Source organism: Streptomyces endocoffeicus, assembly GCF_016741935.1.
In the GTDB taxonomy this organism is placed as follows: Bacteria; Actinomycetota; Actinomycetes; order Streptomycetales; family Streptomycetaceae; genus Streptomyces; species Streptomyces endocoffeicus.
Genome location: NZ_JAERRG010000041.1, coordinates 14,635 through 38,605, shown reverse-complemented (window position 1 = coordinate 38,605; position 23,971 = coordinate 14,635). Strand labels below are relative to the sequence as shown.

The window sequence follows — 23,971 nt, the reverse complement described above, 5'->3', positions numbered from 1 at the left end:
CCCGACAAGCCCGACAAGCGACAAGAGAGAGCACCCGATGAGCGAGCAGTACCCGAACTACGAGGACGTCTTCAAGGCGGCCGACAACCGCTACGACTCCTTGCCCTACCGCCGCACCGGGCGGTCCGGGCTCGACCTGCCGGCCCTCTCCCTGGGCCTGTGGCAGAAGTTCGGCGCCGACTACGCCTACGACACCCAGCGCGACATCATCCTGCACGCGTTCGACCTGGGCATCTCCCACATCGACAACGCCAACCGCTACGGCCCGCCGCACCGCGCCGCCGAGCAGACCTTCGGCCGGGTGCTGCGCCGGGAGCTGGCGCCCTACCGCCATGAGCTGATCCTGTCCAGCAAGGCCGGCGGCATCTTCGGGCCCAACCCGAACCTCCGCGGAGGCAGCCGCAAGGCGCTGCTGACCTCGCTGGAGCTGAGCCTGCGCGACCTCGGCACCGACTACATCGACATCTTCTACCACCACACCCCGGACGAGACGACGCCACTGGAGGAGACTGTCGGCGCGCTCGCCACGGCCGTCAAGTCGGGCAAGGCTCTGTACGTCGGCATCTCCAACTACAAGCCCGACCGCGCCGAGGCCATCGCCCAGCTGCTCAAGGCCGAGGGCGTGCCGCTGCTCATCCACCAGCCGCGCTACTCCGTCTACGACCGCAGCATCGACCGGAACGGCCTCGCCGACCTGGCCATCAAGGAGGGCTTCGGTCTCATCGTCTACTCACCGCTGGCCCAGGGCCTGCTCACCAACAAGTACCTGGAGACCATCCCGGACGGTGCCCGCGCCCAGAACAGCGACTTCCTCAAGCCCGACCAGATCGACGAGACCTACCGGCAGCGCACGGCGCAACTGAACAAGCTCGCCGAGGACCGCGGTCAGTCGCTGGCCCAGCTCGCCCTGCAGTGGGTGCTGCGCAACCCCGCCGTGACCTCGGCGCTGATCGGCGCCAGCTCCAAGGAGCAGCTCGACCACAACCTGCGGGCGCTGAACGGCCCGGAGTTCACCGACGAGGAGCTCGCCGCCATCGACGAGTACGGCGTGCACGGAACGGGCCAGCGCGGCTGACACCACCAGGGAGACCGTCGCCGGGGGAGGGCAGCCGGCCATTTCGGCCGGCCGCCCTCCCCGGGGCAGCTGTGTCACTGAGCTTGATGAACGGTGAAACCACATGATCGCGCCCCTGTTCGCCATGGCCGGAGGAGCTGCTCAGATGCTGATGCCCGGATGACCGTGCGCACGGCCCGCGAGGCCCAGCGGCACGCCCTCCGTCCCGGCAAGCCAGACGGTCGGCGGCTCGTGATCATCTTCGCGATCACCCAGACCCTGGGCTACGGGTGTCTGGCGCAGGGCTTCTCGGTGCTCTTGATTCCGATGTCCCACGACCTGCACAGCTCGCGCACCGCCATCACGATGGCCTCGACCATCTCCACGCTCATCGGCGCCTTCGCGGCCTACCCGGTTGGGCGAGTCATGGACCGGTACGGCGGACGGGCCCTGATGACCGCCGGCTCCACGAGCGGCGTGATGGGCGTCTTCCTGTGGTCGTGGTCAACCGGATTGCCCGAACTGTACGCGGCGTTTGTGCTCATCGGCCTGGCTCTCGCCATGTCGACGTACGACGCCGCGTTTGCCGTCGTGGTGGTCGCCACCGCGACGGATCGCCGCGACGGCGCCATCGTGACCATCACCATGATCACGGGTTTCCTGACGAGCTTCTTCTATCCGCTCATCGGGTGGCTGCAGGGCGGGCTCGGGTGGCGCACCACACTGCAGGTGCTGGCGGTCGCCATGATGCTCATCGTCATCCCCGCGCATCTGTGGGCCGTACCGGGGCGTGCCACCCACCACAGCCGGATCACCAAACGCACCGGGTTCCAACTGGGCGACGCGATCAGGACAGCGCGATTCTGGCTGCTGCTGGTCTCGTTCGTCGCTCAGGCCGGCACCACGTCCGGCTTCCTGGTCATGATGGTGACCTACTTCCAGGACGTCGGCTTCAGCGCGCACACGGCCTCGACACTGCCGCTCGCCGTCGGTGTCCTGCAGCTCGCCTCGCGCCTGGCACTGGCACCGCTGTCGGCGCGATTCGGCATGCTGCCCGTGACGACGTTCTCCTTCGCCGCGCAAGCCCTCGGGCTGCTCCTGCTGCCACTTGCCGGCGCGTCCATCCTGCCCACGGTGCTGTGCATCATGGCCTTCGGACTCGGCTACGGGGTCAGCGTGGTCGCCCGGCCGTCGGTCGTGGCCGGCACCTTCGGGGTCACGCGGTTCGCGAGCATCATGGCCGTCACCGCGGTGCCCATGGCTTTCGCTCGTGCGGGGACGCCGCTGGTCGCCGCGTGGCTGGAGAACTGGCGGTTCCTGATCCTGCTGGGCTCGGTCACCGCTGTCGCGGCCGTCGCCCTGGTGCCGCTTGCGCGCCATCAGCACCGAGCGGACAGGTGATCCGCTTGAGGCCGCCGAACGCGTTCTCCCGGCCCAGGGACCCAGCCAGGCACGGGTGTTCGCAGTTCAAGACACTGCTTGACAAGGAATACCGGTCCACCACAGACTCAGTCCCCATGAGCCTCCTGGACCCTCTGCTGACCAGCGAGCGCTGTGTCGACCTGCTCAGGGTTTCCAGCGCGCGGTGTTGACGACCCGCGTGGCGTGATCCACACCCCGGACGACCGGTCTTCGATCGTCCGCTCCGTCTTGAGTACCGGCGCGGCCATGGTCCCGGCGGATCGGCCGGCGGTACTTCTCCCCTGACGACAGCGTCGAAGCGGACGGTGGGCTGACCACCGGCCCCCGCGGACGCACCTGTCGTGATCCGTTCCGCCGCGATCCGGTGGAAGACCCACACCACCCCACATCCCACCGCCCCCACGGTCGACCCCGGCCGCGGGCGCGTCGACGCGCCGCACCCCATGCCCGGTGGCGGTCGCCGACGTCCCGAAGGAGCACCATGAGCAAGGCGTCCATGACATCCCCGACCGAGGCATCGACCAGCACGGCGACCACGGGACCGGTGCCCGTGACCGAGACGGCGGGCGTGGTCGGAGCCGGAGTGGCGGACGGCCGGCCCTTCCGGCTCGGCTTCCTGCTCCACCTCGACTCCGACCTCACCCCTGCCGCGGCGTACCGCCAGGCCATCGACCTGTTCGTGGCCGCCGAGCGACTCGGTTACGACTCGGGCTGGGTCATCCACCGTCACTTCCGCCAGGGGAACGAGCATGTCTCCGCCCCGCTCGTCCTGCTGGCCGCGATCGCCGAGCACACCACCCGGATCCGGCTGGGCACCGGCGTGCTCGTCCTGCCGCTCGCGGACCCCTTGACCGTCGCCGAGGACGCGGCCCTGCTCGACGAGCTCAGCGGTGGGCGGCTCGAACTCGGTGTCGGCTCAGGTCCGTTCCCGACCGCCTGGGAGGCATTCGGCCGCAGCATCGAGGACCGGTACCGGCTCTTCGACGAGAGCGTGGCGAGGCTGCACGGGATCCTCGAAGGACGACCGGTCAACAGCGCCGGGGAGGTGCTTCACCCACCGGGTGCCGGTGTGCGGCAGCGGCTGTGGCAGGCGACCACAAGTGAGCCGACGCGGGCCGTCGACGCGGCCGTTGCCGCAGCCAGGGCCGGCGACGGGCTGCAGTTCTCCCGGGCCGGCGACTGGCCCGGCCGGCAGACCGCCCGGCGGCAGGCGGACATCGTCGCCGCGTACCGCGAGGCCGCGGCCGGGGCGGGGCACGAGCCGCGCGTGCAGATCTCGCGCGCGGTCTATCCCCACCCCGACCGGGCCAGTGCGATCCGCGCGGTCACACCCGGTGTGCGCCGCTGGCAGTCATGGGCTGCCCAACGCCGTGACGTCGCCGAGCTCGGCGTCCAGGAGTACCTGGAGCGCGACCGGTCACTGCTCGGGCCGCCCGAGGCAGTCGCCGAGTCCCTCGCCGCCGACCCGTCCCTCGCCCACGTCACCGATCTGCTCGTCAGTTTCGTCCCCGGTGTCCCCGAGTACGACGAGCACCTCCGCCTGCTCGCCACCACGGCCCGGGAGGTCGCGCCGCTGCTCGGCTGGCGTCCCCTCCAGGACTCGTGAGCCAACGTCCCACCCCCACGCCGACCCCGCTGTCACCCGTCCATTCGTCACGAGGAAAATCGATGTCCGACCTTCGCAGTTCCATCGAACGCGCCGCGCCCAGACGTAAGAAGTGGCCCTGGGCCGCCGGTGTCGTCGCCGTACTCCTCATCGCCGTGAGCGCCTTCGCCCTCACCCGCGGTGGAGGCTCCGGTGACCAGGCCGCCGGCGACGGCAAACCCGTCCGCGGCGGCACCTTGCAGTTCGCGCTGATCGACTACCAGCGCAGCCCGGACCCGCAATGGGGCACCAACTACGCCGAGTCACTGATCGGCAACAACATCACCGACAAGCTGACCTGGCAGGACCCGGACACCGGCGAGATCACGCCATGGCTGGCGAAGTCGTGGAAGTACAACAAGGACCTGACCGAGTTCACGTTCCACCTGCGCACGGATGTCACCTTCAGCGACGGCACGCCGTTCGACTCCGCCGTGGTCAAGGCCAACTTCGATCAGTACGTGCACGGCGACCAGAAGCTCGGCATCCTCCCCAACGGCGCCACCCTGCTGCCCGGTTACATCGAGACGCGCACCCCCGACAAGTACACCGCCGTCATCCGCTTCAAGAAGCCCCTCGCGAGTTTCCTCCAGGCCTCGTCCTTCACCGCGAACGCCCAGCCCGGCTTCCTGTCGCTCTCCACGCTGAAGCTGAGCGCCAAGCAGCGGACGGACCCGAAGAAGGTGATCGGCACCGGCCCGTTCGTGTACCAGTCGTGGAAGGCGCAGGACAGTACCGTCCTGGTCAAGCGCAAGGGCTACAACTGGTCCCCGCCGGCGCTCAAGCACCAGGGCGAGGCGTATCTGAACAAGATCGTGTTCAACACGATCCCGGAGGCCAGCGTCCGGACCGGCTCGCTGGAGTCCGGCGAGCTCGACGCCACGCTCGACGTGGGCACCACGGATGAGAAGTCACTGGCCGACCAGGGCTTCGAGATCACCCACCGGGCGGTGTCCGGCACCGCCATCTTCTTCAACTTCAACTCCGGGTTGTTCCCGACCAATGACATCGCGGTGCGCAAGGCGATCCAGCTCGGCTGGAACCGGGAGGCGCTCAAGAAGACGGTGCTCACCGACTCCTACTCGGTGGCGACCTCGGTCCTCGGGCCGTCGGTCTCCGGATACGCGGACTACAGCGGCTCGGTCCTGACGTACGACCCGAAGAAGGCCGAGCAGCTCCTGGAGAAGGCCGGCTGGAAGCAGGGCCCGGACGGGATCCGGGTGAAGGACGGCAAGAAGCTCGTGGTCAAGCTGCTGGGCATCAACAACCTGGTGGTGAACAAGCCGGCCTACGAGTCGGTCCAGCAGGACCTGAAGAAGATCGGCATCGACCTGCAGCTCACCGTCGTCCCGATCCCGGACTACACGGCCAACCTGGCCAAGGCCAAGACCGACTGGAACATCACCGCGGCCAACCGCTCGCGCAACGACCCGGCGGTCCTCAACCTCCTGTACAGCCCGCTGCTCGGCAACGGCTCCTACCTGGGCGAGGATTCGACCGGCGTCGACGTCGACGAGGTCACCAAGACCCTGGGCCGGCTGGAGCTCACCCTGGACCCGGCCGAGCGCAAGCAGTACGCCAAGGCGGCGCAGGACCTCCTGCTGGACAAGTACGCGCTGGTGAACCCGGTCTACAACCCCTCGCAGGTGATCGCCCAGGCGAAGTACGTCCACGGGATCATCTTCGACGCCCAGTCCCGCAACCACTTCGTGAACGCCTGGAAGGGCAACGGGAAGTGACGCCCCGTGGTCGCCGTGCCCCGAGGGGTGCGGCGACCACTCGCACTCCCTGATGGAAGGATCTTCGTGCTGCGCTACCTCGCGCTGAAGGTCGGACGGGCCCTGTTCGTGGTCTGGGCCGCGTTCACCCTGACCTTCGTGCTGCTGTTCGTCCTGCCGGCCAACCCGGTGGATCTGCTCTTCGACCCAGCCGAGCTCAACACCATCACACCGGAGGTCCGCGAGCAGGCGGCGGACAGCTACGGCTTCAACAAACCGGTGTTCCTGCAGTACCTCCTCCGCCTGGGACACGCGCTGACCGGCGACTTCGGCAACTCCGTGCAGTCGGGCCGCTCGGTCACCGCGACGATCCTCGACGTGCTGCCGAGCACTCTCGTCCTCGCGTCCGACGCTCTGCTGCTGGCCCTGCTCATCGCCTTCGCGATCGCGCTCATCGCGACCTCGACCCGCCGGACATGGGTGCGCAACCTGGTCGAGGCGCTGCCGTCGGGCGCGGTCTCGGTGCCGGTCTTCCTCTCCGGCATTCTCATGCTGCAGGTCTTCTCATTCCAGCTGGGCTGGTTCCCGGCCTACGGCGACCGCGGCGCGAAGAGCCTCGTGCTGCCCGTGATCACACTGGCCATCCCGGTGTCGGGGCCGATCGCGCAGCTCCTCGTCCGCAGCTTCGCCACCGAGTTCCGCTCCGGCTACGTCACGACGAGCTGGGCGAAGGGGGCCACCCGCGGCGTCATCGTCGTCCGTGACGTCTTCCGCAACGCCAGCCTGCCGGCGCTCACCATCGCCGGCATCACCTTCGGCAACCTGATCGCCGGGTCGGTCATCACCGAGACCGTCTTCGCCCGTCAGGGCATCGGCCGGATGACCCAGGCCGCGATCAACACGCTGGACGTCCCGCTGGTGCAGGGGGTCGTCGTCCTCGTGGCGGCCAGCTTCGCGGTGATCAACCTGATCGTCGACCTGATCTACCCGCTGCTGGATCCGCGACTGCGGGCCACGCTCACCGTCGGCTCACCCCGGGCGGCCTGAGGAGGAATGTGATGACCGTCGAACTGGACACCCTCGCCGCGCCCGCCCGGCCCGGTTCCGGCCGCGCGTCGCTCAGACGCCTCGGTGAACTCGCGCAGCAGCCGGTCCTGGTGGCCTCGTGGATCACTGCGCTGGTCGTGATCGGCTGGGCCGTCGCCCCCCGGCTGTTCACCTCCCACAGCCCCTATGGCGGCGACAGCGCCGCGAGCTTCGCACCACCGAGCGCGGAGCACTGGTTCGGCACCGACCGGCTGGGCCGGGACCTGTTCGCCCGCACGGTGTACGGCGCGCACACCACCCTGACCGCGACCCTGCTGGCGGTCCTCATCGCCTTCGGCATCGGCACGGTCGTCGGGCTGATCGCCGGCTTCAGCGGAGGGATCGTCGACACCGCCGTCATGCGACTGGTCGATGTGTTCCTGGCGATCCCCAGCCTGCTGCTCGCGATGGTGGTGGTCTCGGTCCTGGGCTACTCCACCCAGAATATCGCCCTGGCGGTCGGCATCTCCTCCATCGCGTCGTTCGCGCGGGTGATGAGAGCGGAGGTGCTCACCGTCGTGAACCAGGACTACGTCAAGGCGGCGTACGGCCTCGGGGGAGGCCGGCCGGCCGTCCTGCTCCGGCATGTCGTGCCCAACTCGCTCAACTCAGTGATCGCGCTGGCCGCGCTCGAGGTCGGAACGGCTGTGCTCGCGGTCGCCTCGCTCGGCTTCCTCGGCTACGGCGCACCGCCGCCGCAGCCGGAGTGGGGCCTGCTGGTGGCCGAGGGCCGCGACTACGTCGCGACCCACCCATGGCCCTCGATCATGCCCGGCCTGGCGCTCGCGCTCGTCGTCATCGCCACCCACCGCATCAGCACCTCGTACCGGAAGGAACACCGCCGATGACGGACGTGCCCGAGGAGAAGCAGGACCCGCTGCTGCGGATCGCCGACCTCGCGATCGACTACCGGACGAGGCGCCGCCGGTGGACACCGGCCGTCCACGGCACGGATCTCCACGTGGACCCGGGCGAGTTCGTCTCGCTCGTCGGGGAGTCCGGATCGGGCAAGACCACCCTGGTCCAAGGCGCGCTCGGCCTGCTTCCGCCCGCCGCGCGGATCCGGGCCGGCTCGATCGCGTACTCCGGTGTCGACGTCACCGGCTGGAGCGACCAGCGCATGGCACGGGTGCGGGGCAACTACGTGGGCTTCATCCCCCAGGACCCCAATACCTCGCTCAACCCGGTCAAGAAGATCGGGCAGCAGGTGATCGAGGCGGTCCGGTTCAACGCGCCGGAGGCCCGCACCGCGGCACAGCACAGGGAAGCCGCGCTGGAGAGCCTGCGCACCGCGGGCCTCAAGGACGCCGAGCGGATCTTCCACCAGTACCCCCACGAGCTCAGCGGCGGCATGAAGCAGCGCGCGCTCATCGCGATCGCGCTGGCGGGCAAGCCGAAGATCATCGTGGCCGACGAACCAACCAGCGCGCTCGACGTCACCGTCCAGAAAGTGATCCTCGACCACCTGGCGCGGCTGCGCGAGGAACTCGGCATCGGCATTCTCCTGATCACCCACGACCTCGGCGTCGCACTGGACCGCTCGGACCGGATCCTGGTCATGCAGGACGGCCGGATCGTGGACGAGGGCCCGGTACGCCAGGTGCTGGAGAACACCACCCACGACTACACCCGCCGACTCCTCGACGCGGCCCCCGCGCGGCACGCCGGCCGGCTCGAGCCGACCTCAGGCCTGCGGACGGTCCCCACCGACAGCCCGCCGGCCCTGCGGGCGCGCGCCCTCACCAAGAGCTACCACCTGCGCGGCGGCCGGGGCCAGCGGCGGCACTTGCGGGCGCTGGACGGCGTCGACCTGGTCGTGCGCAAGGGCACCACGCACGCGATCGTCGGTGAGTCCGGCGCGGGCAAGTCGACGCTGGCGAGCATCCTGGTCCAGTTCACCGCCGCTGACAGCGGCACGGTGCACATCGGCGACCGGGAACTGACCGGCCTGGGCCGCAGACAACTGCGGGAGATCCGCCGGGACCTGCAGTTCGTTTTCCAGAACCCGTTCACCTCGCTCGATCCGCGGTTCACGGTCGGCAGACTCGTCGCCGAGCCGCTGCGGGCCTTCAAACTGGCGACCGGAAAACGGGAACGGACGGCCCGGGTAGTCGAGTTGCTCAGGGCCGTGGCACTGGGCGAGAGCCATCTGCACCGGCTCCCCAGCGAGCTCTCCGGCGGTCAGCGGCAGCGGGTCGCGATCGCCCGGGCGCTCGCGCTCAACCCCGGGATCCTCGTGCTCGACGAGGCCGTGAGCGCGCTCGATGTGTCGGTCCAGGCACAGATCCTGCAGCTGCTGGTCGATCTGCAGGCCGAGTTCGGACTCAGCTACGTGTTCGTGACCCACGACCTCGGGGTCGTACGCCTGATCGCCGACGACGTCACGGTGATGCGGGGCGGCGTCGTGGTCGAGACGGGCCCGGTCGAGCAGGTGCTCCGCTCGCCTCGGCACGAGTACACCCGGGAACTGCTGGAGGCCGTTCCGGGAGCCGGGTTCACCGGCGCCGGCGCGAGCGGAGAAGAGCGGGTCGGCACGTTGATCGCACACCAGGCGTGACACCGTGCGCCGACGGTGCGGGGCGGAATCGGCTGCCGCGCACCCGGCGCCCCCTGGAGGCGGTCAGGCTGACGACGCCGCCCTGCGCGAGGCGATCACCAGGTCGCGCGGGCGTCCGTATCCCCGGCGGCTCTACGCGCCACGGAGGGGATCTTCGATGTGGGCGGCGCGTCGGCCACGTCACGTGAGCACGACTTCGACCGCCACTGGCCCGACGCCCGCACCCTGGCCGGCCACAACCCTGCCGCGTACAAGGCCCGAGCGGTCGGCGACTTCCTGCTCAACGGCGAGGGCCCGCCGCTCACCGGATTCTGCTCAGGCCGTCCGCCGATCGGACGCACGGCCCTCTGACACCGTGGGCCGCCAACCCGGCACCGGTACCGAGCAGTTGCCCGTAGCGCGTGCGGCGGTTTCCTGTCGGAGAAGGCGGCGATGCTGTTCGCATGCGCTCGGCCTCTGGCCACCGTGTAACGGCGGTGCCGCAGAACCGGCAGTTCGGCCCGGACCTGGTCAAGGCGTTCCCGGGGCGCCTCGATGACCGTGAGGCCCGGGGCTTCGCCGAGGTCGGCCAGAGGGAGACCCAAGGGGGTCGAAGGCGGCGCTGCGTCCGGCGCGGGCCTCGTTGACTTGGCGGGAGCGACCACGTAGCGGTGGCACTGTGATGCCCGCGCGGTCATGCCCTCACCTCGCGCTTTCGGCAAGCCCTCGGTCGCCGCCTTGTAGCGGGCGGGCAGGGCGTGGCCGGGGCGAGGGCTGTCGGCCGAGGCCGGGGAGGGCTACCGGTTCGCGATGTGCGGGCGGTCGCGGCGGGCGTCGTGGAGGACCGAGCCCCACCAGAGCAGCTGATCGAGCATGGCTCTGGCGGCGTCCTCGGGACCCTGCGGGTCCCGGAGCGTGCCGTCGGGGGAGAAGAGGCGGTAGTAGCTGGGAAAGGCGACGTAGTCGCGCACGGTGTGGGCGTGCAACTCGTTGAAGACCTGCCGCAGTTGCTCGATCGCCAGCAGACCGCCGCTGAGGCCGCTGTAGCCGACGAAGCCGATCGGCTTGGCCTTCCACTGGGTGTAGTGCCAGTCGATGGCGGCCTTGAGGGACGCCGGGAAGCTGCGGTTGTAGTCGGGCGTCACGATGACGACCGCGTCGGCGGCGTCGAGCCGCCGGGTCAGTTCGGCCATGCCCTCGGGGCGCGGTAGGTCGGGCTGCAGGGCCGGCGGTGTGGGCGGCAGTGCGAGCGGGAGGTCGACGTCCGCCAGATCGATCAGGTCGATCGTGAACTCGTCCTGGCGCTTGGCCACTTCGACGAACCAGTTGGCCACCACCGGGCCGAAGCGGCCCTCCCGGACACTGCCGACGATCACTGCGAGATTCAGTCGTGAGCTGGACATGATTGTGCTTCTCCTCCGGAGGGGTTGGGGCTGCCCCAGGCCGGGGCGTGCGCTCCACGGTGCCGGGCGGGTGGCGGACGAGGGAGGCCGGGCGGAGGGTGGTAATGACAGGGCCATGATCCGCCGGAGCGGCCGGTGTTACGTTCAAGGGATGAGCGACAACGAGCTCGGCTTGTTCCTGCGGCTGCGCCGGGAAGCCGTCACACCGGCTGAGGTGGGACTGTCCGCCGGGCCGCGCCGCCGTACGCCGGGACTGCGCCGCGCGGAACTGGCGACGCTTGCCGGGGTGAGTGTCGAGTACGTCATCAGACTGGAGCAGGGGCGGGACCGCAGGCCCTCGGTGCAGGTGCTGGCGGCCCTGGCGGACGCGCTGCTGCTCACCCCCGGTGAACGGGTCCATCTGCACCGGCTTGCCAAGGGCGCCGACCCCGGCTTCAGCTGCCGGGGCGGGGCGGGACCGAACAGGGCGGTCAGGCCCACGGTGCGGGCGCTGCTGGAGCGGTTGGAACCGGCGCCCGCCGTGCTGGTGAACCGGCTGAGCGAGATCCTGGCCTGCACGGACGGGTACCGGCGGCTCGCCGAACCGCTCGGACTGCTGGACGGTGTCCGGCCCAGCCTCGCCCGCTTCGTCTTCACCGACCCGCGGGCGCGTACGGCCTACCCGGACTGGGACACGGTCGCCGACGAGCAGGTCGCGGCCCTCAAGCAGGGGCCGGGGCAGACCGACGTCCATATCGGCACACTGATGGACGAGTTGACGGTGTCCTCCGGGGAACCGTTCGCCGGCCGGCTGAGGTCGCTGCCGGGGCTGCCGCGGGCGAACGGGGTGATGCGCATGGTCCACCCGCAGGTGGGGGAGGTACGGCTGGCGTACGAAACGCTCGGCCTGCCCGCCGACGACGACCAGCAGCTCGTCGTCCACCTGCCGGTCGACGACGCGAGCGCCGCCGCACCCGACCGCCTCACCGGCCGCTGCCCAGGCGCCCTTCGGGCGGTCTGAGCGACCGTCGATCCCTGCGCCCAACGCGCCGTTCTCCGCCGCCGGTTGACCGGTCCGGAAGAGGAGGCGGCGGGTTCCGTGTGGCGAGCGGGCGCGAGCCCGAGCCCACCCACCTCGTCGGCGGTCGTCAACCCCGGTACGGGTTCGTCGCCCCACGTCGCCACAGGCAGGTCGAGCAACAGCCGCCCGTTGCCCGGCAGCAGATCGCCCCGCCAGGCACCGAAGACGACCGGCTATCCGTGGCGAAACAGGTAGCCGGTGCCTGCGTCGGTGAGCGTCCCGGTCCGGTTGGTGTGCGGGCGGCGCAGAAATACTGCACGGCGCGCTTGTTGCCCCGATGGCCCCAGTCGAAGAACAGCCGTCGGCGCCCGCCGTCGACCGGCCGCAGGATGACGACGTCACCGCTGAAGCGCACCCGGCCGCTGCTGTCGCGCGGCGCGATGTCGAGGTCGGGGATCGGGCGGTGGGCCGGCGCTTCGGGGACGACGGCGTAGTGGGCCGTGGCGGTGAGTACCTCGTACGCACCCGTGCCGGCGAAGTGGTGGCCTTCGGCGAACGGCTCCCGGGTGTGCACCTACAGCCGCACGGCTGGTTCTGGAAGGGGGCTCATCGGACCGCTGCCTCCTGTGTCGTCCGGGAGGCGGGGCGCCAGCCCAACTCGGGTGCGATCAGGTGTCGTACGTCGTGCAGGATCTGTTCGTACTCCTCCCGGTGGAACTCGTACGGCAGCTCCAGACGCATTTCGGACACCTGCGCGAAGACGGGATCGGCGGCCAGTTGTTCGAGGATCTGCTCGGCGGTTCCCACCACGTCGGGGGCGAAGAGGGTGTGTTTCGGGCCCTGGGGTGCCAGGGTCCGTTCGTGGCGGCCGGCCGCGTAGGCGCGGTAGCGGGCCCGGCCGGCCGCGTCGGCGCTGTCAAAGGGCACGATCACCCGGCCCAGCGCCACGCGCGCCGGACGGTCCGCGTCCTTCGCGGACAGCGTGCGGCGGTACTCGGTCAGCAGGTTCAGCTGGGCGGTGGTGAAGTCGTCGGTGTCCTCGCCGGTGACGATGTTGCCGGACAGCAGGTTGAGACCGTTCTCGGCGGCCCAGCGGACTGAGCGCAGGCTGCCTCCGCCGTACCAGATGCGCTGCGCCAGACCGGGGTTGTGCGGCTGCAGGCGCGGGCGCTGGATGTTGCCGGGCGAGTGGATCACCGTGTCCGGGCCGCCGAGGTAGTCGCCGCGCAGGTTGTCGAGGAGCCGGGCGATCCTGCCGTACGACAGGTCGAAGCCGCGCCAGTCCCCGTCGTACACCAGGTCGCCGAGCAGTTCGGCGTGCGGCATGCCGGTGCTGAAGCCGACCTGGAGGCGGCCGCGGGACAGTACGTCTGCCAGCGCGAGGTCCTCGGCCAGGCGGAACGGGCTCTCGTACCCGATGGGGATGACGGCGGTCCCCAGCTCGATCCGCTCGGTGCGCTGGCCTGCCGCGGCGAGGAACACGGCGGCCGAGCCGACGCCGTGTTCCAGGTGGCGCTGACGGATCCAGGCGCCGTCGAAACCCAACCGCTCGCCGTACTCGAAGAGTTGGAGTGTCTCCTCCAGACCGGTGTACGGGTCGTCGTCGGCGAAGTTGCCCGGGGTGAGAAAGGCCAATGAGGTAATGGTGGGCGCGGTCATGTGATCGTGCTCCTCAGCTCGCGGTGGTCTCGGCGGCGGGAGTGGGGACACGGCCTCCGGGGATCGCCGCGAGCAGTTCGCGGGTGTAGTCGTGGCGGGGGCGGGTGAACAGTTCCTCCGGCGGGCCTGTCTCGACGACGCGGCCGGCCCGCATGACGGCGACCTGGTGCGCGATCTGCCGTACGACGGCCAGGTCGTGCGAGATGAAGAGGTAGGCCACCCCCGTGTCGGCCTGCAACTCTGCGAGCAGGTCCAGGACCTGGGCCTGCACGGACACGTCGAGGGCGGAGACCGGCTCGTCGCAGACCACCAGGTCGGGGGAGAGGGCGAGGGCGCGAGCGATCGCCACGCGCTGCCGCTGTCCGCCGGACAGCTCCGCCGGCCGGCGCTCCAGTGTGGCGGTGGGAAGCGCCACCCGGTCGAGCAGTTCTCGGGCCCGGGCGAGCCGGGAGGCGCGGTCGCCGACCTTGAAGGCGCGCAGCGGCTCGGTGATCACCTCGCCGATGGAGAAGCGTGGGTTGAGCGAGGCGTACGGGTTCTGGTAGACGAGCTGGGCGCGGCGGCGCAACTGCCTGGCCTGGGCGCCCTTGGCGGTGGTGACGTCGGTGCCGTTGAACAGGATCTGCCCGGCGGTCGCGTCGGCGAGGCGGAGCACCAGGCGGGCGGTGGTGGACTTGCCCGAGCCCGACTCGCCGACCAGGGCGAGGGTCCGGCCCTGGTGGAGGGTGAGGCTGACGTCGTCGACGGCGCGCAGGGTGCGAGGACCGTCCCCGGTGCGGGGCAGCCTGAACTCCTTGACCAGGTTGCGCACTTCGACCAGGGGAGCCGTCCGGGCCTCGGGGATGGAGACCGGGGTGCGGGGCCGGGCGGCGGTCAGGCTCGGGGCACTGGCCAGCAGGTGCCGGGTGTAGTCGTCCCGCGGATCGGCCAGGATGTCTCGGGTGGAGCCCGCCTCGACGACCTTGCCCTGGGACATCACCACCAGCCGCTGTGCCCGGTCGGCGGCGACCCCGAGGTCGTGGGTCACGAGCAGGATCGCGGTGCCCGACTCCTCGGTGAGGCGCTGGAGATGGTCGAGGATGACCCGCTGGACGGTGACGTCGAGTGCGCTGGTGGGCTCGTCGGCGATGATCAGTTCGGGCTTCGCTGCGATGGCGATGGCGATCAGGGCGCGTTGCCGCATGCCGCCGGACAGTTCGTGCGGATACTGCCGGGCCCGGACGGTCGCGTCGGGGAGTCCGGCCCGGTCCAGGATGGCGATCGCCTCGGCGGGGGCCGAGCGGCGGGTCGCCAGACCATGGATGCGCAGCACCTCGGCGACCTGGTCGCCGATCCGCTTGACCGGGTTGAGGGAGACGGTCGGGTCCTGGGGGACCAGTCCGATCCGTGCTCCGCGTACGGTGCGCAGTTCCGCCTCCGACAGGGTGGCGAGGTCGTGCCGGCCGAAGCCGACCGTGCCCGCGTCGATACGGCCGTTCGCCGACAGGAGCCGGGTGATGGCGTGTGCGGTCGTGCTCTTGCCGGAGCCGGACTCGCCGACCACCGCAGTCACCTGTCCCGGCCACACGTCGAGGTCCACGCCCCGGACGGCCTCGACCGTGCCGCCCCGGGTGCGGTACGACACCGACAGGCCGCGTATCTCCAGCAGTGGTGTGGTCACGTCCTCACCGTTCTCACGTTCGTCGGTCATCGCTGCCGGGACCATTCGCCGTCCAGCGCCCGGGCGATGCGGTTGGTGGCCAGCACGGTCGCGGCGATCGCCAGCCCGGGCAGTGCGGTCAGCCACCAGGCGTTGGCGAGGTAGTTGCGGCCGTCGGAGATCAACGTGCCCCACTCCGGGGCCGGCGGGGGCGCCCCGTAGCCGAGGAAGCTCAACGCCGACACAGCCAGGATGGAGGCGCCGAAGTCCAGGGTGGCCAGGACGACCACCGGGCCCGCCGCGCCCGGCAGCACGTGCCGGCCCAGCACCGAGTACCAGCGGGCCCCGCTCGCGCGCGACGCCTCCACGAACACCGCCTGCCGCACCCGCAGCACCTCCGCGCGCGCCACCCGCGCGAACGCGGCGACGCTGGCGATGCCGACCGCGACCGCCACCTTCACCGTGCCGTATCCCAGCGCGGTGACCAGGGCCAGGGACAGGAACAGCGCGGGGATGGACAGCAGCACGTCGACGAAGCGCATCAGCACGTCGTCCACCCAGCGGCCCACGAACCCGGCGACCACCCCGAGCAGCCCGCCGACCACGAACGCCACCAGCACCGCGATCAGCGTGGCCTTCAGGGACAGCTGGGCGCCATGGACGACCCGCGAGAACACATCGCGGCCCAGCTCGTCGGTGCCGAACCAGTGACTGCCGCTCGGGCCGCGGAAGTTCTGCGACGGCACGCCCTTCAGCGGGTCCTGCGAGGTGAACAGGCCGGGCCAGAACGAGGCCAGCACCACCAGCACGAGGACGACGACCGACAGCAGCAGACCCGGGCGGTGCACCACGAAGCGCAGCAGCCGCCGTACATCCACGCGGCGTGCCGGCTCCGGCCCCGCGCCCGCCTCGACAGGGCGGGCCAGTCCCAGCGCCGCCTCGGCCGGGTCGTCGATGAGGTTCTGGCTCATGCGAGTGCCGCCCTTCTGTCCGAGGCCACCACGATCCGCGGGTCCAGGAGCGGATAGACCAGGTCGATGACCAGGTTCGTCGTCACGAAGATCAGCGCCCCGAACACCACCACCCCTTGGACCAGCGGGATGTCCTGGGCCGTGACCGCCGCCGCGGTGACGCGGCCGAGGCCGTCGCGGGAGAACACCGTCTCGACGACCACCGAACCGGCGATCAGCTGCCCCACCAGCAGGCCGACGACCGTCAGCGCCGGGAGGGAGGCGTTGCGCAGGGCGTGCCGCAGATGGACCCGCCACCGGTTGGCGCCCTTGGCCCGCGCGGTCTCCACATACGCCTGGTCCAGTGCGGTGAGCAGGCTCTTGGCGAGCACCTGGGCGACCTGCGCGCCGGTCGGGACCGCCAGCGTCAGGGCCGGCAGCACCAGCCCCTTCAGGCCGTCGTTGCCGAACGCGGGGAACCAGTGCAGCCGGAAGGAGAACGTCTCGACGAGCAGCAGCCCCACCCAGAACGTCGGGACGGACACCCCCAGCGGCGGCAGAGACAGCAGCAGCTGCCGCAGCCAGCGCTGAGCGGTGTAGGTCGCCAGCACCGCCAGACCACCACCGAGGAGCACCGCGAGCAACAGGGCTGCCCCGGTCAACTGCAGGGTCTGCGGCAGCGCGTCGGCCAGCGTCGAGGTGACCGGGCGGCCGGTGGACACCGAGTCGCCGAAGTCCCCGCGCACGGCCCGGCCGAGGTACTCGGCGTACTGCACCAGCACCGGCTTGTCGAAGCCGTACTCGTGCCGCAGGGCGGCGATCTGCTTCGGGTCGACCTGTCCCGAGTCCATTCCGGCACTGGCCATCGCCGTGACCGGGTCGCCCGGCAGGTAGTCCAGCACCAGGAACGAGACGGTGTAGGCCGCCCACAGCACTCCTGCCGCTTGGGCGAGCCGTTTGATCACATAGCGGCGCACGGGCTAGCCGATCCAGGTGTCGTGCAGCTGGATCCGGCTGGAGGCGTCGAAGTTCAGGTCGTGCACCTTCTTCGAGACTCCGAGCTGGGTCTGGAGCTCCACGACCGGGACGTTGTAGGCGTTCTGCACGATCAACTTCTGTGCCTGGCCGACCAGTTGCGCGCGCTTGGCCGTGTCCGTGGTCGCGGCCTGCGCGGTCAGCGCCGTGTCCAGGCTGCTCGCCGGCACGCGGTAGAAGTTGGCGAGCTTGGTGGAGAAGGAGCTGCGCAGGATGTCCGGGTCGGCACGGGTGATGTTCGTCCAGGCCACGTCGTAGTTTCCTGCCTGCAGCGTTGGTGCCAGCTGAGTGGGCTGGAGCTGCTTGAGGGTCACCTCGACGCCGACGGCCTTGAGTTGCTGCTCGATGAGTTCCAACGCGGGCTGGTTGGTTCCCGCGTTGGGGATCCAGTCGATGGTCAGACTGAGCTTCTTGCCCCCCTTCGTGCGGATGCCGTCGCTGTCGGCCTTCCAACCGGCGGAGTCCAGCAGGGACTTCGCCTTGGCCGCGTCGAAGGCCAGGTCTGGGGCAAGACTGGTGTAGTCGGGCGTGGTGTGCGCGAGGACGCTGGTCGCCCCCCGGGTGCCGGTGGGGAACACGGTGTCGGCGATCTGCTGCCGATCGATGGCGAACAGGATCGCCTGGCGCACCCTGGCGTCCCTCAGGGCCGGCCGCGAGTTGTTGAGCCCGAAACCGAACACGACGCCGGGGTTGGCCCGCCGCAGGAGAGTGACCTGGCCGCCCTTGAGCGCGGCCTCGTTGGCCTTGCCCACGCTGCTGATGGCGTCCACCTGGCCGGACTGGAGACTGCCGGCCCGTACCCCCGCCTCCGGTACGACCTTGAACACCAGCTTGTCCAGGTACGCCTCGCCCTTCTTGCTCCACCGCGAGGAACCCCAGGCGTACCCGGGGCGCTTGGCGAAGGTGAGCGACTGGTTCTGCACGTACTGCTTCAGCACGAAGGGCCCGGACCCGACGATCCCGTCACTGCACTTCTGCTGCGGGGTCTTCTTCACACTCGCCGACGACTCGATCCCCAGCGAGTGCGTCGAAGTGGCCTGCAGGAACTGGGCGTTGGGCTCCTTGAAGGTCACCCTGATGGTGAGCGGGTCGACCACGGCGGTGCTCTTGACACCGCTCAGGTAGCCCTGGGCCAGGACACCGAGGGCGCCGAGCTTCGGCACCGCGTCGAAGTTGTCCTTGACCACCTGTGCGGTGAGCTTCGACCCGTCGCTGAAGGTGACACCCGACCTCAGATGGAAGGTGAACGTCGTCGTGTCGGAGCTGATGTCCCAGCTCTTCGCCAGCCACGGCACGATCTTCCCGGTCCTGGGGTCCTGGTCCGTCAGGGAGTCCACGATCTGGCGCACCGAGTAGATGGTCTCGTTGCTGGCGACCTGCTGCGGATCCACGCAGCCGGCGTCCGAACTCACCGCGAAGGTCAGGGCGCCGCCGGACTTCGGCTTGTTGCTGCCGCTGCCGGAGCCGTCGGTGCCCGACCCGCAGGCGGTCAGCAGCACGCTGGTGGTGAGAAGGGCGGTGAGCGCCGCCCAACGGGGGGCTCTGAAATCCGGATGTGCTGTCACGGAGGTTTCTCCTACTCAGGTCACCAGGCACGGGGTGCCATACGAGCAACGGCCGCGCATGGGCGTGCGGCCCCGGCCGGCGCGACGCCGGTGGCGGGGGAGCGCTGTTCAGACAGGGATCAGCTTGGGAATGGGGATCAGCTGGAAGGCAACCAGCTGGAAAGGGGGAGCAGCTGGAATAGGGATGAGCATCAGACCAATGCCGCGACGACCGGTACCGGACGTCGACCGGTGGTGGGGAAGCGCGTCAGGCCTGACAGAGGCAGCTGGCCGAGCGCTTCAGATCGATGTGGCGCCGGCGCGAGAGCCGGGAGAACACCGTGGCGACGGCGTAGGAGGCACTGAGTTCACCACCGAACCGCATACCGGGCCTCCACATCTCCGGCCCCGGTCACGGGGCCACGCGCTTGCGGGATCGTCGGTGGTCCCGCCGGGCTTTCACCTGGAGCACCCCACCGCGCGGGAGGGTTGCCGGTCAGCGAGCCAGGGCTTGACGCTGACACTCAATGCCGTTCGTGATCGTACGGAGGGCTCTTGTCGTACGTCAATGCCGGGAAGCGACGCCCTGCAGGGGCAGTCGGACCGGCGCCGGGTCCGGCTCAGGATCCGCCGCGCTCGCGGGGGATCTTCTGACCCGTCTCGATCGCCACCTGCAGGCGGTTCTCGGCCGGGGGCAGCGGGCAGGTGGCCAGGTCCGTGTAGGCGCACGGCAGGTTCGCGGCGCGGTTGAAGTCCAGGACGACCGTACCGTCGGCGGCGGGCGGCTCCAGGGCGAGGGCCCGGTTGGCGGCGTAGGTGGTGACCCCGGAGGTCTCGTCGGTGAACAGCACCATCAGTCGGCCCGCACCATGGCCGGGGAACGTGGTCAGCGACAGGGGGCGCCCGTCCAGCTCGAACTCGATCCTCCCCGGAGCGTCGTACACATGCTCAAGGCCCTCGACCGCGGCGCCCACGGTGGTCGGTCGTGGAGTGTCGAAGGGGATGTAGCGGCCCGTCACAGCCCAGCGCGGATCGGGGGCGTAGGCGGGTGTGCCGGTGAAGGCCGTGCGCAGCGGCGCGTCCGGGTGCCGGGGGCGCACGATGTCGTGCCCGCCGCGCCTGGCGACCTCGATGACGGCGTCTCCCCAGACGGCGTCGACGCCGCCACGTTCGGGAAGCACGCCGAAGCGGTGTTCACCGTGCACCTGCGTTCCGTCGACGACCAGTTCCTCGCCGTCGTCGAGGTCTACGACGACCCCGTCGGGGCCGGTGCGCCACGCACCGGGCGCGTCGGGGAAGCGCTGCGGCCGGTCGTCGAGCCAGTGCAGGCCGGTGATCGCCAGGAACCCGTGCGGGTCGGCGAGCCGGGCCTCCTGGGCGCGGTACCACTCCATCCAGTTCTCGGTGAAGGCATGGAAGTCGGTCGTGGTGCCCTCGGTGGTCATGGGTTCTCCTTCGTCAAGGGAGGCAGGGGGTCGGGGGGCCGGTCGGGCCGTCGGTTCGACGGCGTGCTCAGCGGGCCAGTTCGCCGAGGAGTCGCCAGGTGCGTCGGCGGTCCGCTTCTCCCGCGATCTCGGTGCCCGAGAACACGACCTCGGTGGCGCCGGCGTCGCGGTAACGACGTACCTCGGCCTCGACGGTCTTCTCGTCGCCGATCACGGCCAGATCGGCGGCCCGCCGGCCGCCGGAGAGTTCGATGACCCGGGCGTAGGACGGGATCTGTTCGTAGAACTCGAGGTTCTCGGTGGCCTTGGCCCGCACCGCGTCCACGTCGTCGGTGACCACGCCGGGCACCAGGGCCACGATCCTGGGCGCGGGGCGGCCGGCGGCCTTGGCCGCGGCGGTCAGGGCGGGAACGATGTGCTCCGACAGGGCGCGCGGTCCCGCCAGGTAGGGCAGGATCCCGTCCGCGAGCTCACCGCTGACCCGGAGCGCCTGCGGCCCCATCGCGGCGACCAGCACGGGGACGCCGTTCTCGGCGCCCGGTACGCGCGCCGGGATCGGGGTGGTGGCGGTGAGCAGCTCACCGTGGAAGTCGGCCGTGCCGGTCTCGGTCAACTGCCGCAGGGCGGTGAGGAATTCACGCAGACGGGCGATGGGGCGTTCGAAGGGCAGGCCGAAGCCGGTCTCCGTCAGCAGTTTCGTGCCCAGGGCCAGACCGAGGTGGTAGCGGCCGTGGGTCGCGGCCTGGGCGGTCTGGGCCTGGCTGGAGACCAGCAGCGGGTGGCGGCCGAAGACGGGGATCGCGGAGGTGCCGACCTGCAGTCCGGGCACTTCCCGCCCGACGATCGCCGCGAGCTGGGGTGAGTCCGCGCCGAAGGTCTGCCCGAACCAGGCCGACCGAAGACCGGCGGCCGCGGCCTCCTGGGCCAACTGCACGGTGGCATCGACCTGGTTCTGTGCGTCGGACGCGTTGAGCGCTACTCCAACAGTCATGCCAGTAAGAACGGGTGTCGGTCGAACCCGCATTCCGGTCCGTCTGTGACAGCTTCTTGTCAGTCATGTGTACTCAGTCCTGAGTGGAAGGGGCATCCCGGTGCTCAGCCCACCTGCCGTCGGTCCCGCGCGGACCGGTGCGTGAGGGGTGCGCGCAGGCCGAGGTTCTCGCGCAGGGTGGTGCCGGTGTACTCGGTGCGGTAGATCCCGCGTTCCTGCAGTTCCGGGACGAGCAGGTCGACGATGTCGTCGAGGCCGTCGGGGATGAGGTACGGCGTGACGTTGAAGCCGTCGACCGCGCCGTGCCGCACGAAGTGGGCGAACTTGTCGGCCAGGCCGGACGGAGTGCCGACGTGCCCGCGCTGCGGGCCGAGCGCGATGACGGTCTCGCGCAGCGACCAGCCGTGTGCCTCCGCCTTGGCCCGCCATTCGGCCACGACCGCGCGCGGGTCTGCGATGCGCCGGGCGCCGAAGGAGCCGTCGTTCTCGGAAACGACCGGATCCTCCTTGGGGAGCGGCCCGTCGGCGTCGTGGTCGGACAGGTCGATGCCCCACAGCAGACCGGCGATCCCCAAGGCCGTGGCCGGTGTGACCTGTTGGAGCCGGAGCCAGTGCTTCTTCTCCTGGGCCTCCTCCTCGGTGGCGCCGATGATGATCTCGGTGCCGGGCAGGATCCGCAGGTCGTCGCCGGGCCGGCCGGCGGCGCGCAGGCGGGTGCGGATGTCCTCGGCGAAGGCGAGTGCGTCGTCGAAGTCGTTGCCGTGCGCGGAGAAGATGACGTCGGCGTTGCGGGCGGCGAGGTCGCGTCCCTCACCGGAGTCACCGGCCTGGAAGATCACGGGGTGCCCCTGAGCGCTGCGCGGCAGGGTCGGGACGAGGTCGACGTCGAACTGCGGTCCGCGGTGCCGTACTTGGTGTACGGCACCGGGCGCCGACCATTCCCGTGCCCCCGCGGAGTCGGCGATTGCTCCGTCCTTCCAGCCGTCCCAGAGCGCGCGGGCCACGGTGAGGAACTCCTCGGCGCGGCTGTAGCGGTCGGCGTGGTCGAGGTAGCCGCCGCGGCGGAAGTTCGCGCCGGTCCAGGCGTTGTCCGTGGTCACCACGTTCCAGCCGGCGCGGCCCTCGGAGAGCAGGTCGAGGCCGGAGAGGCGGCGGGCGAGGTCGGTGGGCTCGTTGAAGGTGGAGTTGGAGGTGGAGACCAGACCGATCCGGCGGGTGACCGCGGCCAGGGCCGCGAGCTGGGTGATGGCGTCCGGCCGTCCGGCCACGTCGAGATCGTGGATCTTTCCGTCCACCTCGCGCAGCCGCAGGCCCTCACCGAGGAAGAACGCGTCGAACAGGCCCCGTTCGGCGGTCTGGGCGACCCGGCGGAAGGAGGCCGGGTCGATCTGGGAGCCGCTGTCGGGGGCCGACCAGATGGTCCAGTGGTTGACGCCCTGGAAGAACACTCCGAAGTGCAGCTGGGCGTGGGGCCGGGGGACGTCGAGGGGGTCGGTGCGGGTCATCGGGCGTCCTCCTGGGCGGCCACGGCAGCGGCTGCGAAGCGATTGGCGGGGCGCTCCAGACCCAGGGTCGAGCGCAGGGACGTACCGGGCAGCGGGCGGGCGACGAGGCGCCGCTCGGACAGGGCCGGCAGTACGAGGCGGGAGAGGACGGGCAGATCCTCGTCCAGCACCAGCGGGTGCAGCCGTACGCCGTCGACGTGACGGATCAACTCGGCCAGCAGTGCGACCAGTTGATCCGCCGAGCCGACGTGCCGCAGCCACCCCCGGTCACTCCACGCCGTGTGCTGTTCCAGGTCGGCGACGCGCTCGGCGGCCGTGGCGTCCGGGGTGTCCAGCGCCACCTCGACCTCGGCGACGACGCGGGGCGTGCCCGCGGCAGCAGCGGCCGTGGCGACCGACGCGAGGTCGCGCCCCTCGACGAGAGCGACGTCGAGCTGTGCGGCGGGAACCCGGTCCGGCCGGCCCAGGACGACAAGCTGCCCCTGAGGCGGGCGCGGCACGATCGCCGGGCCCTTGACGGCATAGGTCTCGCCCGTGAAGTCGATGTAGTGCAGCCGCTCACGGTCGAGGTAGCGGCTGGTGGCCACGGACCGGATGACCGCGTCGTCCTCCCAGGAGTCCCACAGGGCGCGGGCCACCTCCACGCCGTCCCGGGACTCCCGGGCCCGCGCGGCGGCGTCGGCGATCAGCGGCCGCCCCCAGGCACGTGCCGCCTCGGGACGCTCCTCCTCCGTCACCACCCACCCGGCGCGACCGGCGGAGATATGGTCCAGGGACGCCAACTGGCTGGAGACATGGAAGGGTTCGGCGTACGTGACCGGGACGACGGGCGCGATCCCGATCGTGCTCGTGGACGCCGCGGCGAACGCCGCCCGCTCCACCGCGCCGATACGGGCCAGGGGACCCGGCGCGGCACCGGGCGGCAGCACGCCGTCATTCAGGGTGATCAGGGTGAACCCGGCGTTCTCGGCCACGGCGGCGAGCCCGGCCACCCGGCGCGGTGTGAGCAGCTGATCGGGGGAGTGGGCGGCGCGGCGCCAGGCCGCGGGATGGGCGCCGTCACCGTCGATCTCGACGGCGAGGTGCAGGGCGGGGCCGGACAATGGACGTTCCTTCCGGGAAACACGAGGACTCGCGGCCACAGGGCCACGACGAGACAGCCGACGGGACGGCCGGCAGGGGTCAGGCGTGTCCGGAAGGACAGACGGCGGAGGAGGTACGGCAGTAGTCGACATGCCGCCGGGTGATGAGCCGCGCACCGGTGCACGCACCGCGCGGTGCCGCGCCCAGTACGTGCATCAAAGCCTCCACATGTCAGGAACTTTTCCGTTCAACGTAC

The 23,971-nt window shown here is 70.6% G+C and carries 20 protein-coding genes, 1 pseudogene and 1 riboswitch; of the genes and pseudogenes, 9 read left to right on the top strand and 12 right to left on the bottom strand.

Features of this window, described 5'->3' with window-relative positions:
• Nucleotides 1-37 precede the first annotated feature (37 nt).
• From JK364_RS48220 to JK364_RS48185, 8 genes and pseudogenes are all read left to right on the top strand, one after another.
• Entirely contained in the window at nt 38-1,075 is a 1,038-nt protein-coding gene (locus JK364_RS48220; protein WP_201857805.1) for an aldo/keto reductase, read from the top strand.
• A gap of 159 nt (nt 1,076-1,234) precedes the next feature.
• A complete protein-coding gene (locus JK364_RS48215) occupies nt 1,235-2,455 on the top strand; it encodes an MFS transporter (protein WP_201857804.1) in 1,221 nt (406 codons plus the stop codon).
• A gap of 502 nt (nt 2,456-2,957) precedes the next feature.
• Nucleotides 2,958-4,082, top strand: a complete 1,125-nt coding sequence (locus tag JK364_RS48210; protein WP_201857803.1) for an LLM class flavin-dependent oxidoreductase — start codon at nt 2,958-2,960, stop codon at nt 4,080-4,082.
• A gap of 62 nt (nt 4,083-4,144) precedes the next feature.
• Nucleotides 4,145-5,860: an ABC transporter substrate-binding protein gene (locus tag JK364_RS48205; protein ID WP_201857802.1), complete on the top strand. Its 1,716-nt coding sequence runs from the start codon at nt 4,145-4,147 to the stop codon at nt 5,858-5,860.
• A gap of 66 nt (nt 5,861-5,926) precedes the next feature.
• The gene (locus tag JK364_RS48200; RefSeq protein ID WP_307841633.1) at nt 5,927-6,886 is read left to right on the top strand and encodes an ABC transporter permease; all 960 of its coding nucleotides are present in this window, start codon (nt 5,927-5,929) and stop codon (nt 6,884-6,886) included.
• Nucleotides 6,887-6,897: 11 nt separating this feature from the next.
• Nucleotides 6,898-7,773: an ABC transporter permease gene (locus tag JK364_RS48195; protein WP_201857801.1), complete on the top strand. Its 876-nt coding sequence runs from the start codon at nt 6,898-6,900 to the stop codon at nt 7,771-7,773.
• Nucleotides 7,770-9,482: a dipeptide ABC transporter ATP-binding protein gene (locus JK364_RS48190; RefSeq protein ID WP_201857800.1), complete on the top strand. Its 1,713-nt coding sequence runs from the start codon at nt 7,770-7,772 to the stop codon at nt 9,480-9,482. Before JK364_RS48195 ends, JK364_RS48190 begins: the two co-directional genes overlap by 4 nt.
• A 99-nt stretch (nt 9,483-9,581) precedes the next feature.
• Nucleotides 9,582-9,833 (top strand): annotated as a pseudogene (locus JK364_RS48185) (hypothetical protein); the annotation flags it as partial.
• A gap of 425 nt (nt 9,834-10,258) precedes the next feature.
• Here JK364_RS48185 and JK364_RS48180 read toward each other — a convergent pair.
• Nucleotides 10,259-10,864 (bottom strand): NADPH-dependent FMN reductase, encoded by a 606-nt coding sequence (locus tag JK364_RS48180; RefSeq protein WP_201857799.1) that lies wholly within the window; start codon nt 10,862-10,864, stop codon nt 10,259-10,261.
• A 151-nt stretch (nt 10,865-11,015) separates the two neighbouring features.
• Between JK364_RS48180 and JK364_RS48175 the strand changes: the two genes are divergently transcribed.
• The gene (locus JK364_RS48175; protein WP_201857798.1) at nt 11,016-11,864 is read left to right on the top strand and encodes a helix-turn-helix domain-containing protein; all 849 of its coding nucleotides are present in this window, start codon (nt 11,016-11,018) and stop codon (nt 11,862-11,864) included.
• A 127-nt stretch (nt 11,865-11,991) separates the two neighbouring features.
• On the opposite strand, the gene JK364_RS48170 is transcribed toward JK364_RS48175, so the two are convergent.
• The 11 genes from JK364_RS48170 to JK364_RS48125 all read right to left on the bottom strand — a co-directional run bounded on the left by JK364_RS48170 (nt 11,992) and on the right by JK364_RS48125 (nt 23,735).
• Nucleotides 11,992-12,438, bottom strand: coding sequence for a hypothetical protein (locus tag JK364_RS48170; protein ID WP_201857797.1), 447 nt, complete (start codon nt 12,436-12,438; stop codon nt 11,992-11,994).
• A 32-nt stretch (nt 12,439-12,470) separates the two neighbouring features.
• Nucleotides 12,471-13,523 carry an LLM class flavin-dependent oxidoreductase gene (locus JK364_RS48165; protein WP_201857796.1) on the bottom strand — a complete coding sequence of 351 codons (1,053 nt, stop codon included), beginning with the start codon at nt 13,521-13,523 and terminating at the stop codon, nt 12,471-12,473.
• 13 nt (nt 13,524-13,536) lie between these two features.
• Nucleotides 13,537-15,213 (bottom strand): dipeptide ABC transporter ATP-binding protein, encoded by a 1,677-nt coding sequence (locus JK364_RS48160; RefSeq protein ID WP_201857795.1) that lies wholly within the window; start codon nt 15,211-15,213, stop codon nt 13,537-13,539.
• Nucleotides 15,210-16,133 carry an ABC transporter permease gene (locus JK364_RS48155; protein WP_201857794.1) on the bottom strand — a complete coding sequence of 308 codons (924 nt, stop codon included), beginning with the start codon at nt 16,131-16,133 and terminating at the stop codon, nt 15,210-15,212. The genes JK364_RS48160 and JK364_RS48155 overlap by 4 nt, the downstream gene beginning before the upstream one ends.
• Nucleotides 16,130-17,089 (bottom strand): ABC transporter permease, encoded by a 960-nt coding sequence (locus JK364_RS48150; protein WP_201857793.1) that lies wholly within the window; start codon nt 17,087-17,089, stop codon nt 16,130-16,132. Before JK364_RS48150 ends, JK364_RS48155 begins: the two co-directional genes overlap by 4 nt.
• A 3-nt stretch (nt 17,090-17,092) precedes the next feature.
• Nucleotides 17,093-18,712, bottom strand: a complete 1,620-nt coding sequence (locus JK364_RS48145) for an ABC transporter substrate-binding protein (protein ID WP_201857792.1) — start codon at nt 18,710-18,712, stop codon at nt 17,093-17,095.
• Between the two features lie 247 nt (nt 18,713-18,959).
• Nucleotides 18,960-19,076: a putative leader peptide gene (locus JK364_RS58315; RefSeq protein ID WP_372462084.1), complete on the bottom strand. Its 117-nt coding sequence runs from the start codon at nt 19,074-19,076 to the stop codon at nt 18,960-18,962.
• Nucleotides 19,077-19,110: 34 nt separating this feature from the next.
• Nucleotides 19,111-19,223: riboswitch (SAM riboswitch) on the bottom strand.
• Between the two features lie 88 nt (nt 19,224-19,311).
• A complete protein-coding gene (locus JK364_RS48140; RefSeq protein ID WP_201857791.1) occupies nt 19,312-20,136 on the bottom strand; it encodes a DUF1684 domain-containing protein in 825 nt (274 codons plus the stop codon).
• Between the two features lie 67 nt (nt 20,137-20,203).
• The gene (locus tag JK364_RS48135) at nt 20,204-21,127 is read right to left on the bottom strand and encodes an LLM class F420-dependent oxidoreductase (protein WP_201857790.1); all 924 of its coding nucleotides are present in this window, start codon (nt 21,125-21,127) and stop codon (nt 20,204-20,206) included.
• Nucleotides 21,128-21,231: 104 nt separating this feature from the next.
• Nucleotides 21,232-22,632, bottom strand: coding sequence for an NtaA/DmoA family FMN-dependent monooxygenase (locus JK364_RS48130; RefSeq protein WP_201857789.1), 1,401 nt, complete (start codon nt 22,630-22,632; stop codon nt 21,232-21,234).
• Nucleotides 22,629-23,735: an LLM class flavin-dependent oxidoreductase gene (locus JK364_RS48125; protein WP_201857788.1), complete on the bottom strand. Its 1,107-nt coding sequence runs from the start codon at nt 23,733-23,735 to the stop codon at nt 22,629-22,631. Before JK364_RS48125 ends, JK364_RS48130 begins: the two co-directional genes overlap by 4 nt.
• Nucleotides 23,736-23,971: the final 236 nt, after the last annotated feature.

Coding starts and splice junctions, on each gene's coding strand:
- JK364_RS48220 (WP_201857805.1), top strand. CDS start 38: ATGAGCGAGCAGTACCCGAACTACGAGGACGTCTTCAAGGCGGCCGAC.
- JK364_RS48215 (WP_201857804.1), top strand. CDS start 1,235: ATGACCGTGCGCACGGCCCGCGAGGCCCAGCGGCACGCCCTCCGTCCC.
- JK364_RS48210 (WP_201857803.1), top strand. CDS start 2,958: ATGAGCAAGGCGTCCATGACATCCCCGACCGAGGCATCGACCAGCACG.
- JK364_RS48205 (WP_201857802.1), top strand. CDS start 4,145: ATGTCCGACCTTCGCAGTTCCATCGAACGCGCCGCGCCCAGACGTAAG.
- JK364_RS48195 (WP_201857801.1), top strand. CDS start 6,898: ATGACCGTCGAACTGGACACCCTCGCCGCGCCCGCCCGGCCCGGTTCC.
- JK364_RS48190 (WP_201857800.1), top strand. CDS start 7,770: ATGACGGACGTGCCCGAGGAGAAGCAGGACCCGCTGCTGCGGATCGCC.
- JK364_RS48180 (WP_201857799.1), bottom strand. CDS start 10,864: ATGTCCAGCTCACGACTGAATCTCGCAGTGATCGTCGGCAGTGTCCGG.
- JK364_RS48175 (WP_201857798.1), top strand. CDS start 11,016: ATGAGCGACAACGAGCTCGGCTTGTTCCTGCGGCTGCGCCGGGAAGCC.
- JK364_RS48165 (WP_201857796.1), bottom strand. CDS start 13,523: ATGACCGCGCCCACCATTACCTCATTGGCCTTTCTCACCCCGGGCAAC.
- JK364_RS48160 (WP_201857795.1), bottom strand. CDS start 15,213: ATGACCGACGAACGTGAGAACGGTGAGGACGTGACCACACCACTGCTG.
- JK364_RS48155 (WP_201857794.1), bottom strand. CDS start 16,133: ATGAGCCAGAACCTCATCGACGACCCGGCCGAGGCGGCGCTGGGACTG.
- JK364_RS58315 (WP_372462084.1), bottom strand. CDS start 19,076: ATGCGGTTCGGTGGTGAACTCAGTGCCTCCTACGCCGTCGCCACGGTG.
- JK364_RS48140 (WP_201857791.1), bottom strand. CDS start 20,136: ATGACCACCGAGGGCACCACGACCGACTTCCATGCCTTCACCGAGAAC.
- JK364_RS48135 (WP_201857790.1), bottom strand. CDS start 21,127: ATGACTGTTGGAGTAGCGCTCAACGCGTCCGACGCACAGAACCAGGTC.
- JK364_RS48130 (WP_201857789.1), bottom strand. CDS start 22,632: ATGACCCGCACCGACCCCCTCGACGTCCCCCGGCCCCACGCCCAGCTG.